The organism is Azospirillum sp. Marseille-Q6669, from assembly GCF_965111635.1.
Genome location: NZ_CBCOOP010000005.1, coordinates 641,470 through 654,312 on the forward strand (window position 1 = coordinate 641,470; position 12,843 = coordinate 654,312).

Annotated in this window: 15 protein-coding genes; 2 read left to right on the plus strand and 13 right to left on the minus strand. The window is 69.4% G+C overall.

What is annotated here, in order from left to right; all coding sequences use genetic code 11:
- Nucleotides 1-4: 4 nt before the first annotated feature.
- Together ACWPXE_RS28335 and argB are read right to left on the minus strand one after the other, a co-directional pair.
- The gene (locus tag ACWPXE_RS28335) at nucleotides 5-322 is read right to left on the minus strand and encodes a hypothetical protein (RefSeq protein WP_454020484.1); all 318 of its coding nucleotides are present in this window, start codon (nucleotides 320-322) and stop codon (nucleotides 5-7) included.
- Nucleotides 323-346: 24 nt separating this feature from the next.
- The gene (gene argB, locus ACWPXE_RS28340; protein WP_145625606.1) at nucleotides 347-1,246 is read right to left on the minus strand and encodes an acetylglutamate kinase; all 900 of its coding nucleotides are present in this window, start codon (nucleotides 1,244-1,246) and stop codon (nucleotides 347-349) included.
- A 169-nt stretch (nucleotides 1,247-1,415) separates the two neighbouring features.
- Here argB and ACWPXE_RS28345 point away from each other — a divergent pair, with 169 nt between their 5' ends.
- The gene (locus ACWPXE_RS28345; RefSeq protein ID WP_454020485.1) at nucleotides 1,416-1,646 is read left to right on the plus strand and encodes a hypothetical protein; all 231 of its coding nucleotides are present in this window, start codon (nucleotides 1,416-1,418) and stop codon (nucleotides 1,644-1,646) included.
- Between the two features lie 4 nt (nucleotides 1,647-1,650).
- Here ACWPXE_RS28345 and ACWPXE_RS28350 read toward each other — a convergent pair whose 3' ends face one another.
- The 6 genes from ACWPXE_RS28350 to rpmH form a co-directional block, all read right to left on the minus strand.
- The gene (locus ACWPXE_RS28350; protein ID WP_454020486.1) at nucleotides 1,651-2,919 is read right to left on the minus strand and encodes a cation:proton antiporter domain-containing protein; all 1,269 of its coding nucleotides are present in this window, start codon (nucleotides 2,917-2,919) and stop codon (nucleotides 1,651-1,653) included.
- Nucleotides 2,920-2,923: 4 nt separating this feature from the next.
- Nucleotides 2,924-3,586 carry a ribosome biogenesis GTP-binding protein YihA/YsxC gene (yihA, locus tag ACWPXE_RS28355; RefSeq protein ID WP_454020487.1) on the minus strand — a complete coding sequence of 221 codons (663 nt, stop codon included), beginning with the start codon at nucleotides 3,584-3,586 and terminating at the stop codon, nucleotides 2,924-2,926.
- Between the two features lie 144 nt (nucleotides 3,587-3,730).
- The gene (gene yidC, locus ACWPXE_RS28360) at nucleotides 3,731-5,470 is read right to left on the minus strand and encodes a membrane protein insertase YidC (RefSeq protein WP_454020488.1); all 1,740 of its coding nucleotides are present in this window, start codon (nucleotides 5,468-5,470) and stop codon (nucleotides 3,731-3,733) included.
- Nucleotides 5,471-5,497: 27 nt separating this feature from the next.
- Entirely contained in the window at nucleotides 5,498-5,818 is a 321-nt protein-coding gene (yidD, locus tag ACWPXE_RS28365) for a membrane protein insertion efficiency factor YidD (RefSeq protein WP_079285227.1), read from the minus strand.
- Entirely contained in the window at nucleotides 5,815-6,297 is a 483-nt protein-coding gene (gene rnpA, locus ACWPXE_RS28370) for a ribonuclease P protein component (protein WP_454020489.1), read from the minus strand. The genes yidD and rnpA overlap by 4 nt, the downstream gene beginning before the upstream one ends.
- A gap of 5 nt (nucleotides 6,298-6,302) precedes the next feature.
- Nucleotides 6,303-6,437 (minus strand): 50S ribosomal protein L34, encoded by a 135-nt coding sequence (gene rpmH / locus ACWPXE_RS28375; protein WP_014239280.1) that lies wholly within the window; start codon nucleotides 6,435-6,437, stop codon nucleotides 6,303-6,305.
- A 230-nt stretch (nucleotides 6,438-6,667) separates the two neighbouring features.
- On the opposite strand from rpmH, the gene ACWPXE_RS28380 reads away from it, so the two are divergent.
- A complete protein-coding gene (locus ACWPXE_RS28380; RefSeq protein ID WP_454020490.1) occupies nucleotides 6,668-8,170 on the plus strand; it encodes a hypothetical protein in 1,503 nt (500 codons plus the stop codon).
- A gap of 9 nt (nucleotides 8,171-8,179) precedes the next feature.
- Here the strand turns inward: ACWPXE_RS28380 and ACWPXE_RS28385 are convergent, their stop codons facing one another.
- From ACWPXE_RS28385 to ACWPXE_RS28405, 5 genes are all read right to left on the minus strand, one after another.
- A complete protein-coding gene (locus ACWPXE_RS28385) occupies nucleotides 8,180-9,124 on the minus strand; it encodes a glycosyltransferase family 2 protein (RefSeq protein ID WP_454020491.1) in 945 nt (314 codons plus the stop codon).
- Nucleotides 9,124-10,128, minus strand: a complete 1,005-nt coding sequence (locus ACWPXE_RS28390; protein WP_454020492.1) for a glycosyltransferase — start codon at nucleotides 10,126-10,128, stop codon at nucleotides 9,124-9,126. The genes ACWPXE_RS28385 and ACWPXE_RS28390 overlap by 1 nt, the downstream gene beginning before the upstream one ends.
- Before the next feature lie 29 nt (nucleotides 10,129-10,157).
- A complete protein-coding gene (locus ACWPXE_RS28395; protein ID WP_454020493.1) occupies nucleotides 10,158-10,700 on the minus strand; it encodes an alginate O-acetyltransferase AlgX-related protein in 543 nt (180 codons plus the stop codon).
- Nucleotides 10,701-10,810: 110 nt separating this feature from the next.
- A complete protein-coding gene (locus tag ACWPXE_RS28400; protein WP_454020494.1) occupies nucleotides 10,811-11,338 on the minus strand; it encodes a hypothetical protein in 528 nt (175 codons plus the stop codon).
- Nucleotides 11,335-12,762 carry a hypothetical protein gene (locus ACWPXE_RS28405; protein WP_454020495.1) on the minus strand — a complete coding sequence of 476 codons (1,428 nt, stop codon included), beginning with the start codon at nucleotides 12,760-12,762 and terminating at the stop codon, nucleotides 11,335-11,337. The genes ACWPXE_RS28400 and ACWPXE_RS28405 overlap by 4 nt, the downstream gene beginning before the upstream one ends.
- Nucleotides 12,763-12,843: the final 81 nt, after the last annotated feature.

Below are 12,843 nucleotides of genomic sequence, written 5' to 3' on the forward strand. Positions count from 1 at the left end.
GATCTTAGAGGAGGCGGCCGAAACGGCGGGGCTTGCGCGGCTGGGACGGCTCCTCGGCGGGGCCGGAGGAGTCGCTCGCGGCGTCCCCATCCGGCAGGTCGACGGGTGCGCCGTCCTGGCGCAGCGCGGCCTCCAGCTTGCGGCGGAAGGCCCCGCCGTCGTCCTTGGAGTCGAGAAAATGCCCGACCGCCTCCTTCGCCGAGTCGCGGTCGTAGGGGACCTTGCCGAAGACCGACAGCTTGGCGCGTTCCAGCAGCTTCGGGTCCATCCGTTCGCGGATGGCCTTCATCTGGCGGAGCAGGTCCTTGCGCACGTCGGACATGGCGGGTCCCCTTCGCTTAGCCGGTCACTCGCGGCCGATCATCGTGCCGGCGCCGCCCTCGGTGAAGATCTCCAGCAGCAGGGCGTGCGGCACCCGGCCGTCCAGGATGACGGCGGCGTCCACGCCCTGCTCGACGGCGTCGATGCAGGTCTCGATCTTCGGGATCATGCCGCCGGTCGCGGTGCCGTCGGCGATGGCGGCGCGCGCCTGATCCAGCGACATGCGCGGCACCAGTTCCTTGTTCTTGTCCAGAACGCCGGCGACGTCGGTCAGCAGGAAGAAGCGGGTGGCGCCCAGCGCCGAGGCGACGGCACCCGCCGCGGTGTCGGCGTTGATGTTGTAGGTGTCGCCGTTGCGGTCGAAGCCGATCGGGGCGATGACCGGGATGATGTCCGACTGGGCCAGCGACGTGAGGATCTGCGGGTTCACCTGATAGGGCTCGCCGACGAAGCCGAGGTCCAGCACCTTCTCGATGTTGCTGTCCGGGTCGCGCTGTGTGCGGCGCAGCTTGCGCGCGGTGATCAGGCTGCCGTCCTTGCCCGACAGGCCGACAGCACGGCCGCCGGCGTTGTTGATGGCGGCGACGATCTGCTTGTTGATGGAGCCGGCCAGCACCATCTCGACCACCTCGACCGTCTCCTTGTCGGTGACGCGCAGGCCGTCGATGAAGCTGGACTTGATGGCCAGCCGCTGCAGCATCTGCCCGATCTGCGGGCCGCCGCCGTGCACGACCACGGGGTTGATGCCGACCTGCTTCAGCAGGACGATGTCGCGGGCGAACTTTTCCGCCAGGCTGTCGTCACCCATGGCGTGGCCGCCGTACTTGATGACGAAGGTGCGCCCGGCGTAGCGGCGCATGTAGGGCAGGGCTTCGGACAGGGTGCGGGCCTTGGCGAGCCACTCGTCGCGGGTCGTGTTCTGCACGGGATGGAGCCGTTCGTCGGGGTGGGCCAATCGGGTGAGATTCCGCCGACTCTTTAACGGAAAGCGCCGGGGGTGCCTAGGGGGCTTTTTCAGGGGGGCGCCGCGACCGGGAACCCTCGCCGCGCCCGGCGGTTCGCCCGGGGTAGGATGAACCGCAAAGGACGGTGCCATGAACGACCGCATCATGCCGACCCCGCGCAACCCCTTCACCGAGGCTCACAAGGCCGAGATGGAGGAGACCGCCCGGCGGGCCGAGGAGATCTATGGCTCCTCCGACGCGCAGGAGGTGACGGAGGCCAACAAGGCGCTGAAGGAGCAGGCGCGCGGGGACGGAAAGGCCGGGTCTGAGGGGCCGGGCGCCGATCCGGTGGTGACCGGAAACGTGCGGAAACCCGGCTGACGGGTCAGGCTGTGCCGGCGTGGCCCGCCCGGCGGGCGGCGATCCGCCCGGCCAGCAGGGTCATCGGCTGGGTCAGCGCGGTGACCACCACCGCCATCAGCACCATGGCGGAGAAGCAGGCCTCCGACAGCACCCCGGCCTCCAGCAGGATGGTCAGGACGATGACCTCCATCAGCCCCTTGCAGGACATCAGCGTGCCGAGCCGCCAGGAATCAGCGGCGCTTTCGCCCGACAGCCGGGCGGGCAGGGCGGTGCCCAGGACCTTGCCCAGGATGGTCGCCACCGTCGCCAGCGCGAAGACCCACCATTGCGCCGAGGCAGCGAGGTCGAGATTGACCTTCAGCCCGGTCAGGGTGAAGAAGAAGGGCAGCAGGATCAGCGTGGCGAAATGCTCCAGCCGGTCCAGGATGGCCGCCGCCAGCCGCCGCGGCATGACCGTGCCGGCGACGAAGGCGCCCAGGATGTAGTGCAGCCCGATCAGCTCCGTCACTGCGGCCGAGCCGAGAAGGGCGGCGCAGGTGACCACCACCACCATGTCGCCGACCGAGCCGTCCGGGGCGATGCGGTTCATCAGCCGGGTCAGCAGGGGGCGCGCGAACAGCTCCGTCGCGGCCAGATAGGCGAAGCCGAGGACGGCGATCCACGCCACCCCGGCGAAGCCGCCGCTTCCCCCCGCCGCCAGAGCCAGCACGGCGGTGATGAGAAGCCACAGCAGCGCGTCGTTGACCGCCGCATAGCCCAGCGCCAGCCGCCCGACCCGCTCCCCGATCAGCCCCATCTCGCGCAGGATGGCCCCCAGCACCGGCAGGGCGGTAACCCCGACGCAGATGCCGAAGCCTGCGGCGAACAACAGCGGGTCGGCCTTCGGCCCGGCCATCTCGGGAAAGGCGCCGACGATCCACCAGCCGAGCCCCCCGCCGAGCAGGGTCGGCACCATCATGCTCGACAGGCTGATCCCGACGAAGGCGCGCCCGCGCCCCTTGAACTCCTCCAGATCGAGATGCAGCCCGGTCAGGAAGGCGAAGAAGACCACGGCGAGCAGAGCCAGCCCGGAGAGCGGCGCCAGCGATCCCTTGGCAAACAGCGGTTGCCAGATTTCCGGGGCGGCCTGCCCGAGAACCGACGGGCCGAGCGCGATCCCGAACAGGATCTGGATGACCACCATCGGGGCCACATGCTTCAGGCCGGACAGCCGCCACAGCAGGAACGGGCCGGCGATCAGCAGGATGGCCTGGATGAGGAACAGCAGGGCCGGCGTCAGCTCGACGGGCATCGGGTCATCCCAGGCTGGCGAGCTGGGCGAGGCTGGCCCGCAGCTCCGCGATGCCCTGGCCCTTCTCGGCGCTGGTGGCGTGGATTTCCGGGAAGGCGGCGGGGTGCTTCTTCAGGGCCGCCACGGTGCGCTTGCTCACCTCGGCCAGCTCCTGCGACCGCACCTTGTCCGACTTGGTCAGGACGACGACGTAGGGCACCGCCGCCTGATCGAGCATCGTCATGATCTCCTCGTCGTTGGGCTTCAGCCCGTGGCGCGAATCGACCAGAACCAGCGCCCGGCGCAGCGTGACGCGGCCGCGCAGGAAGCGGCGGACCATGTCGTTCCAGATCTCGATCTTCTCCTTCGACTCCTTGGCGTAGCCGTAGCCGGGCATGTCGACCAACTTCAGCCGGTTGCCGAGGTTGAAGAAGTTGAGCTGCTGGGTGCGGCCCGGCGTGTTGGAGGTGCGGGCCAGCGTCTTGCGCCCGGTCAGCGCGTTGACGAGGCTGGATTTGCCGACGTTGGACCGTCCGGCGAAGGCGACCTCCGGCAGGTCGGCCTCCGGCAACTGCTCCGCCGTCTGGGCGCCCCAGATGAAGTCGCATTCCTTGGCGAACAGAAGCCGCCCCGCTTCCAGGGCCTCCTCGTCGAAACCGGAGATCGGGGAGCTGCTGGAAGAGGTCATGGACGGCGCTTTCGAAAGACACGGGGTACGGATGATCGTGACCGGCCCAAAACATAACCGCCGGCAAACGCCCGTCAAGGGAGGCGCTTGCCGGCGGTCGATGCCCTGAAGTCAGGGAAGCCGGGTATCAGGTGAAGAGAACCCTCAGGTCACCTTCACACCGTCCTGCCGCATGATGATCCACTGCTGGGCGATGGACAGGGTGTTGTTCCAGGCCCAGTAGATCACCAGACCAGCCGGGAAGCTGGCGAGCATGAAGGTGAAGATGATCGGCAGGAACTGGAACACCTTCTGCTGCACCGGATCGGGCGGTGCCGGGTTCAGCTTCTGCTGGAAGTACATGGTGATGCCCATGATGATCGGCCACAGGCCCAGCATCAGGATGTGCGGCGGCTGCCACGGGATCAGACCGAACAGGTTGAAGATGGTGGTCGGATCGGGCGCGGACAGGTCGTGGATCCAGCCGAAGAACGGCGCGTGCCGCATTTCGATGGTCACGAACAGCACCTTGTACAGCGCGAAGAAGACCGGGATCTGGATCAGGATCGGCAGGCAGCCCGACACCGGCGAGACCTTCTCGCGCTTGTAGAGCGCCATCATCTCCTGGTTCAGGCGGACCTTGTCGTCGCCGAAGCGGTCGCGCAGCTCCATCATCTTGGGCTGCAGCTTCTTCATCTTGGCCATCGCGTGATAGGACTTGTTGGCCAGCGGGAAGAAGGCCGCCTTGACGATCACGGTGAAGACCAGGATGGCGATGCCGAAGTTGCCGAACAGGCGGCCCAGCAGGTCCAGCCCGTAGAAGAACGGCTTGGTCAGGAAGTAGAACCAGCCGAAGTCGATCGCCAGATCGAAGTTGGCGATGCCCAGCTTGTCCGAATAGTCGTCGAGCAGCCGGACCTGCTTGGCGCCGGCGAACAGGCGGTCGGTCAGTTCGATGGTGGCGCCGGGGGCGACCTCCACGGCCTTGCCGAGCGTGTCGACCTGATAGCGGTCGGCGGCGCCGGGGGCGGAGTGGACGAAGCGGGCGGTGATCGGGGCCTTCTGGTCGGGGACCAGCGAGACCAGCCAATACTTGTCGGTGATGCCGATCCAGCCGCCGGTCGACTGGGCGGAGATGGTGCCGGCCTTGCGCAGGTCGTCGTACTTGTGCTCGTTCAGCTTGCCGTCGAAGACGCCGAGCGGGCCTTCATGCAGGATGTAGTAGCCGTCGGTGTGCGGCGTGCCGGCGCGGCTGACCAGGCTGTAGGGCAGCAGGCTGACCGGGGCGGAGCCGGTGTTGCGCACCTTCTGGGTGATCGTGAACATGAAGTTCGGATCGACCGCGATGGTCCGCTCGAACACCAGACCCTTGCCGTTGTCCCAGGTCAGGGTCAGCGGCTGGTCCGGGGTCAGCGCGGTGCCGGCGGCGGTCCAACGGGTGTCGGCGCCGGGAACCGGCTGTGACTTGTCCTCCGGAACCCAGCCGAACTCGGCGTAATAGGCCTCGGGCGTGCCGGCGGGGGCCAGCAGCACGATTTCCGGGCTCTTGGGATCAGGGGTGACGCGGTAGTCGGCCAGCGTCAGGTCGTCGATGCGGCCCCCAACCAGATTGACCGATCCGTGCAGCGACGGCGTGTTGATCTTGACGCGCGTTCCGGCGGCCATCTGCTCGGCGAGCAGGCCGGCGCGGTCGCGGACCGTGGCGGGAGCCGCCGTGCCGGGCACCGAACCGGGAGCGGCGCCCGGAGCGGGCGCGGCGCCGGGGGCGACCGACTGCTCCGTCTGGGCGGCCTGCTGCGCAGCCTGCTGCTGCTTCACCCGGGGTCCATCGTAGAAATACTGGAATCCCAGGAGGATGGCGATCGACAGAGCGATCGCGAGGATGAGGTTGCGTTGATCGGTCATGGCATCCCGGTTGCCGTGGGCCTTCTGTTAAGAAGGGGGCCGAACGCCGGTTTTCAGGCCGGCATGCGAATTGCTGCATCGATGCGCCGCGTCGTCCGGCCCGTGCGAACAGCGGGTGGACCGCCCCGGCTCGGGCACGGGATCATATCCCCACCCGCCCCAGGGATGGCAGCGCAGAAGCCTCCGGACGGTCAGCCAACTGCCCCGGATCGCTCCGTGCTTAGATAGCGCATCCAGCGCATAGTTTGAACAGGTCGGCTGAAATCGGCAGTGCCACCCGATGAAGGGCGACAGGGTCCACTGATAGCCGACCACGAGCGCGCGCAGAAAATAGGCGAGCGGGCTCACGCGCCGACCTCCCCGCCGCCGGAACCGTTGCCGGTCCCGCCTTTGGGTGTGACGGCGTTTGGCCCGCCATTCACCTCGTTCCTGGACGCGTCGCTCTTAGAGACGTCGCGCCACAGACCGAGGCGTTTCAGCGCCGCGATCAGATCGCCCAGCAGCTCCGTCCACGGCCGTTCGGCCGTCGCGGCGCGGGCCACCAGCACGAAATCGTGACCGGGGGCCGCGTGGGCGATCAGAATTTGACGGGCCGCTTCGCGAAGGCGGCGGCGTGCGCGATTGCGCACGACCGCGTTCCCTACTTTGCGGCTCGCCGTCAGGCCAAGACGAATCGGCGGCTCGCCAGGGGCGGGCCGCTGCCGTTCGTCGTGTCGGCGCACCTGCAGGATAAGGCCGGGAGCCACATGCTTGCGCCGTGTACCGGCCACGGCCAGAAACTCCGGCCGCCGCTTCAGGCGCCCGACCCTGGGGTCCGGCGCCGCCATGCGTATCAGGCGCTCAGGACACTGCGGCCCTTGGCGCGACGGCGGGCAATCACCTTGCGGCCACCGACGGTCGCCATGCGGGCGCGGAAGCCATGCCGGCGCTTGCGCACGATTTTGCTGGGCTGGAACGTGCGTTTCACGGCACCATACTCCTCGATCTCAGGGCAAAAAATGAGCCCCGCTGTATAGAGGTACCGACCCCCGGAGTCAATCACGCGCTGCCACCCAAGCGTGGGAAATATTCTCCGTTCGGATGGGCGAAGGCAAGAAGGGTGGCGCAAAGGAGGGTGAAAAGGGGTAGGGCCCTGCCTCCCTTGCCGTGCGGCGTGTTTACCCCCTGACATTCGCGAAAGGTCCGGGGGAAGTCGGCATGCTGCACCGGCGGCAATTCATCGTGTCCAAAAACACCCACGCGCTCCGTCCGGATTGGGTGAGCCGTGACATCGGCGGGCTCGTCCTGTCCCATTGTCCCGACCTGCCGGTCCGGCGCGTGCTGGGCGCCGACAAGACGGTCTGGCATCTGCTGGGGCTGCCCGTGCAGACCGACCCGGCGCGCCCCGACCCGGTGGAGGCGCTGGCCGCGTCGAGCGCCGGGGACATCGCGGAGCTGTGCCGCTCCTGGACGGGACGCTGGCTGCTGCTCAACAACCGCGCGGTCCATCTCGACACCGGCGGGACGCTCGGCTGCTTCTACGGGATGGTGGATGGCGCCCTGACGCTCACCTCCAGCGCCGGGGTGATGGCCGAACTGCTGGGCGAGGAGGCGAGCTTCCGCCGCCCGCTGGCGCACGAGGCCGGGCTGGACTGGTACCCGCTGCCCGGCTCCGGGCTGGCGGGGGTGCGCCGGCTGCTGCCGACCCAGGTGCTCGACCCGGCCCGCCCGATGGACGATCCGGGCTTCCTGACCTTCCGCCGGCCCTTTCCCGCGGTTCCGCCGGGCTTTTCCGACTCGCTCGCCTATGAGCGGATGGAATCCATCCTGGTCACCGCCATCCGCAACCTGCACCGGACGCTGTCGGGACCGGAGGGCGGCCATCGCCCGCTGATGCTCCAGCTCACCGCCGGCTACGACACGCGGCTGCTGCTGGCCGCCGCGCAGAAGGCCGAGGTGCCCTTCGCCACCTTCACCTTCGACCATCGCGACCTGACGCCGGGCGACCGCAAGCTGCCGCCGAAGCTGGCCCGGCTGGCCGGGGTGGAGCATCACCTGATCCCCTGCCCCCCGCTGGACGCCCAGCGCGCGCGGGACTATGCCGCCCACACCGGCGGTCACACCGCGGCGATGGACGGCGAGTTCTACGCCAACGGCGCCTGGGACGGCGTGCCGGAGGGTGCCGTGGTCCTGCATGGCGGCGTCTTCGAGGTGGCGCGCTGCTTCTACTGGGGTCAGATTCCGCCGGGCCTTGCCGCCGACGGCGAGGATACCGCCGCCCGGATGTTCGACGCCTTCCGCGGCAAGCTCTACAACCCGCCGTCCCATTGCGAGGCGCTGCGCGAGTGGCTGGCCTGGGTGGTGAAGACGCCGGACGTCCTGCCGGGCGGCACGATGGACCTGCGCGACCGCTTCTATCTGGAGCAGCGGGTGGCCGGCTGGCTGTCGGCCATCGACCAGGGGGTGGACCTGACCGGTCGGCAGCTCTTCCAGGTCGGCAACTGCGCGGACTTCCTGGCGATCGCCCTGGCCATGCCGGTGGATGTCCGCCGCTCCAGCCAGCATCAGGCGGAACTGATCCGCCGCATGGCCCCCGACCTGCTGAGCGAGCCGATCAACCCGCCGCAGCCCGCCGTGCTGCGCCAGCTCCGCAAGCTGCCGCGCCGCCTGAACAAGCTGCGCACGGCGATCGGGCACCATCTGGCGCGGACGTCGGCGTAGGGGAGGGCTTCAAGGGGGCGGCTTGCCCCACCCTAACCCTCCTCCGCTGGGCGGGGAGGGATTGTGGCTTGGGGTCGGGTCGGGTTGGGGAAGGCCGGGTGCGGCTGTCTTGGACAGGTGCAGCCAACGGCGGTAGGCGTCCTCGCTCACGGGCGCGCGGTGCTTCAGGCCGATGCGGAGGATTTCCGGCAGGGCCAGCAGGACCTTGAGGTCGGTCAGCCGTGGGCCGTGGCGCAGGTTCTTCCAGCTGTTGCCGATCCAGCTCCGCGCGAAGCGCCAGGGCAGCAGGCCGGCGGGGCAGCGGGCGATCTCGCGGATCAGGTCGTTGCGGTGGTTGTAGAAACGCTCCAGCCCCGGCTTGCGGCCCTTCTCGCTCTTGTCGTGATAGACCATGATGCCGGGCAGGGCGACCACCCGGTGGCCGGCGCCGATCAGCCGCAGGCAGCGGTCCTTCTCCTCCCCCTGGCGGTACAACTCTGGAATGTAGAGCCCGACGGCGGCGACCGCGCGGCGGCGCAGCAGATGGCCGCAGCCGACGTACCAGGGCGCGTCGAAGGGATCGGCCTGCGGCGGGAAATAGATCAGCCCGTCGCGCGTCTCGATGTTGCAGGCCACCGCTGCCACGTCCGCGTGCGTCTCCATGTGGGCCACCGCGCGGGCGAGGCCGTCCGGCTCGGCGAACCAGGAATCGTCGTCCACCGACAGCACATAATCGCCCGCCGTGTTCACGAAGCCGAAGTTGCGGGCGTAGATCAGCCCGGCGTTGTGCGGCAGCCGGACGTAGCGGACGGTGGGGAACTCCCCCCGCACCATGGCGTCGGTGCCGTCCGTGGACCCGTCGTCCACCACCAGGATCTCCGCGACGGGGTGCGTCTGGGCGAGCAGGCGGGACAGCGCGGTGCGAAGCTCCGGCGCGCGGTTGAAGGTGGCGATGACGGCGCTGACGGTGGGCATCAGGCGACCTCGCTGGAGGAGGACGAGGCGGTGCGCGGCCGCTCGGGCAGGGGCAGCCGGACCGGCGGGCGCTTCAGCTCCTCCGGATACTCGTCGCGCAGGCCGGACAGGTAGCTGTCCAGGAAGACCCGCAGGCTACGGAAGTCCCGGTTCACCAGATAATGGGCGGTGTATTTGGCGATCATGCGCGGGATCACCCCGGCTTTCTCGTAGTTGGCGTGGATGTAACCCATGTTGCGGAAGAAATGCGGCGCCCGGTCGGCCCGCATCGTCTCCACCGTGCCCAGCCGACCGCCCAGCACCTTGTGCTCCGTCCGCGACATGCCGGGATGGATGTGGAGCGCCTTCACCGCCGTGCCGACCTTCAGCCCGGCGCGGCGCGCGCGCAGGGTGAACTCGTACTCGTCGCCCCAGATGAACATCTCGCGCTTCACGTTGCCGATCCGCTCGAACACCGCCCGCCCGATCAGCGTGCCGTTGAACAGGGCGATGGTGCCCGGCACCAGCCCGTCAACCGCCCGCGCCATCAGGCTGTCCGGGTCGCGGGTGCCCTGCATGGGGAAGGCCAGGGTGGAGCGGTCCTCCGCCGCCAGCACCAGCGGGCCGACCATGGACAGGCCGTGGTGCCGCGCCTGGGCCAGCAGTTCGGCCAGCGCGCCGGGCTGCGGAATGCCGTCGTCGTCGGTGCTCCAGATCCAGCGGGCGCCGAGACCGAGCGCCGTCTCGAAGGCGGTGTGGTAGGCGCCGGCGGACCCGCAGTTGGCCTGCCGCACCACGACCAGCGCGTCGTCCCACTCCTCCGCCTGAGCGGCCAGCCACTCCGGCGTGCCGTCGCTGGAGCCGCTGTCCACCACCACCAGCCGCTCCGGCCGCGGGTGCTGGCCGAGGATCGCCGCGACGCAGGTGGCCAGAAGCGGCAGGCGGTTGTGGGTGACGACGATCGCCACGACGCCGTGGGCCACGTCCGCCGGGACGCTGTTTGCCGAAAATTGGTCCTGAGCCATGGCTGGGCGGTTCCTCCTGGTCCTGTCCATCAGTCGGTTTGGGTGCGCGTGGGGGCGCAGTCGCCCTGGCCCGGCCGGCAGGGCAGGATGGCGACGTCGGGTGAGGGATCGGTGGCGCCGGACAGCACGCCCAGCCGCCCCAGCGTGCGGGCGACCGTCCGTGCCGCGTAGAGCTGCCCTTCCAGCCCCCAGCGGCTGCCGTTGGGCGCGTAGAGGTCGCGCACCCCGCCGGCGGCCAGCGCCGTCAGGCCGGAGGCCAGCGGCACCGCCTGGAGCGTCGGATCGGCGGCCATGACCTCATCCACCGCGGACCGCTGAGGCGGCGGATCGAGCAGGAAATCGGCGTAGACCGTGCCCTTGTCCGGCGCGATCAGCAGCAGGAAGCGCGTCGCCCCGTTGGCCTCCACCGCGTCCTGGATCGCGTGCAGCCCGGCGCGGCGCTCCTCCAGCAGGCGGTGATCGGCCCGCCAGGGCTGGAAATCCTCCGCGCGGAAGAGGGTGGTCGTCGCGGCGGCGGAGCTGAACAGGCCTGCATAGGCCAGGGACCGCTCCTCCACCGGGCCACCGGTCACGTTCAGCAGCGCGCGCGGCAGCGCCTTGACCAGCAGGTCGAGCGCGTGGCCGACCGGCGGCGGGTTCCAGGCCTGGGCGCGTGTGCGCTCCAGGGACCGTGGCTGGCGGTTTAGGGGCTGGACGGCGAGGGGCGCGGCGTCGTCACCCCGTGGGGGGCGGGGGTGGTGACGGTGGACAGCGCCAGCCCGCCGACACGCTCCCCCAGGTCGCGTTCCGATAACTGAAGGATCACCACGCGCGGCGGGCGCTCCCGGAAGTCAGGGGAGGTCAGATAGGCGGCCATCGGCGCGGCGCCCGCAGCCCGCACGCCGACGGTCAGGCCGGTCAGATTGACCAGGTGGTCGGTCCAGTAATGGCCGTAGCGGCCGTGGCGCTCTTCCGCTTCGGGGCGTGAGAAGCCGTCTCCGAACACCAGCACGTCGTAGGAGGCGCCGGGCCGGGCCGCCTCGGCGAGCGGCGGCACGAAGATCGCGCGCGGTGCCTTGGGGCCGAAGCGGTTCTCGGCGAAGCCGCCCAACTCCGTCAGGTCGCCGTCGGGCGGGTCCAGCGCGAAGGCCAGCGGCAGGACCAGCGCGGCGGCGAGGGCCAGCCCGCGCAGAACGATCCTGTCCAGCCCGCCCCTCACCGGTCGCCTCACGCCCGGTCCGCGGGGAACCGGACGCCGGGCAGGCGGAAGGCGGGCTTGTGGAAGACGGACATGCGGCTTTGGGCGAGCGGCGACCCGGCGGAGTCGCCGATCCACAGGCGCAGCGCCTTGGTCGCGCCGATCCACAGCAGGATGGGCAGCAGCGAGAAGAAGCCGAACTTGACGATGGTGATGTTGCCGTCGCGGTACCATTGCAGCGACAGCGGGATGAAGGCGCAATAGAACAGCACCGCGTAGCGGTTGGTGAAGCCGGACTCCCAGAACCAGCGGTGCAGCCGGCCCAGGATCAGCCCGACCACCACCATGGTGACGATCACGCCGATCCACCCCGCGCTCATCCAGCCGTCGCCGGCCAGCGAGGTGGTCAGGTTGGAGAAGTTGCCGAAATCGTGCAGCGACACCCATTTGACCGGCGCGCCGATGGGCTTGTCCGGCCACAGCATGCGCGGGATCGGCTCGGTGAAGAGCTGGAGATACTGGGTGAACCAGGTGTAGGTGCCCGACTGCTGCGGCACCGCCCACAGGATGAAGGCCAGGAAGTCGAAGTTGGCGATGTCCTGGTTCGACACGCTCTCGACGAAGGAACCCTCGCCGCCCTGGAAGATGCTGAACAGCTTGCCAGGGTTCTCGGTGCCGGCCAGCACGCCGCGCAGGAAGTCGCGGTTGTTGCCCAGCGTGTGGAACAGCAGCAGGACCGGCAGGCCGCAGGCGAGCTGCCACCAGCGGAACCACTTGGTGCGCGTGTGGTAGAGGATCAGCAGCACCATGCCCAGCACGCCCATGATGATCGCCCAGCGCCCCCAGCCCAGATAGGCGCGGTAGCTGACGAAGGCGATGAAGGGGATGAAGGACAGCGGGTGGAAGCGGCTGACCCAGATGATGCCCAGCGTCAGCGGCAGGCCCATCGAATGGGCCTCGGCGATGTAGCCGGTGGTGTTGACGTAGACCGGCTGGCCGGTCAGCGGGTCGCGCTCCATCTGCACGTCGCCGGTGCCGGTGAAGTCGGCGCCGTCCTGGCGCAGGATGGCCGAATAGATGGCCAGCGGCCCCAGCGCCGCCACGGTCAGGACGAAGGCGGTGATGTCGAGCCGGTCGAAGGTGAAGGTGGGCGCCCGGCTGAGGTCCGGCTTGACCCGCCCGGCCCAGCCGCAGGCGACGGAGAAGGCGACGAGCGCGACCGAACTGACCGTCAGCGACTTCACGAACTCCGCCGCACTCGGCCAGTAGCCCATGAACAGCCAGGCGTTGTCGATGCCGAAGCCGTGGACCAGCAGCGGTCGGATCACGAAGACCAGCGTGTGGAAGATCAGATAGTAGGTCAGCGGGTGGAACATCGACGCGGTGCCGGTGCTGAGGAACACCACGGCGACCAGGGCCACCACCAGCACCTGCGCGATCAACGCCGTTTCGATCATGCCGGACTCCGCCTTACCTCGTGAACGCGCGTCACCGCCAGCCACGGCCGGTGGTGGGGCGGCCGGTGGGGCGGTGTCGTC